Source organism: Polaromonas sp. P1_G2 (assembly GCF_056405515.1).
This window is the reverse complement of the sequence record NZ_JBFUBY010000725.1, coordinates 1-594: the sequence shown is the minus strand read 5'-3', so window position 1 is coordinate 594 and position 594 is coordinate 1. Positions and strand designations below refer to the sequence as shown.

Annotated in this window: 2 protein-coding genes; one reads left to right on the top strand and one right to left on the bottom strand. The window is 60.8% G+C overall.

What is annotated here, in order from left to right; translation table 11 throughout:
• On the top strand, positions 1–429 hold a 429-nt coding region (locus AC1D0P_RS27205; protein ID WP_477679577.1), incomplete at its 5' end, for a surface-adhesin E family protein.
• A 44-nt stretch (positions 430–473) separates the two neighbouring features.
• On the opposite strand, the gene AC1D0P_RS27200 is transcribed toward AC1D0P_RS27205, so the two are convergent.
• The coding region (locus tag AC1D0P_RS27200; RefSeq protein ID WP_477679578.1) for a zinc-binding dehydrogenase at positions 474–594 on the bottom strand (121 nt) is incomplete at its 5' end.

Genomic DNA, 594 nt, shown 5'->3' with positions numbered 1-594 from the left:
GCCATGACCCTGGCTGCGGTGCTGGTGGCGGCCGGCGTGCGTGCGGCGGATACCTGGCTTACCGTTACCGGCGATCCCGCCAATTCCGCGAGTCACTATGTCCAGGTCAACGTGGCCGCTATCGACATCAAGGATGACCAGCGGCGCATTCAAGTACGCATCAACCGCGCGACGCAATGGGCCCCCGCCGGCGAGGGCCTTCAGTTCCGCTCAGTGGCGACTGAGGTGCAGATCGACTGCACCCAGCAAATCGCCCGTTATGTGAAGGCGGCTTTTTATGCCTTGCCGGATTTTCGCGGCGAGCCTTTCCGGATCACCACTTATGCCGGTGATGACATACGTCCGATGATCTTCAAGGACACGGACGACGACCCCAATGCGCGCATTATCAAAGCCGCGTGCAGCGTCAAGAATGTGACCAGCAATTAGCCTGGGACGCGACGTTTTTCAACACCGCCGGCGGCTGTGGAAAGTCAGTTGACCATGACCAGCTTGCCCTTGACGCCGCGCGAGCCCATGTGGGCGTAGGCGGCCTTGAGTTCGCTCATGGGCATGGTGCGGTCTATCACCGGCTTGATCTTGCCTTGTGCGTAC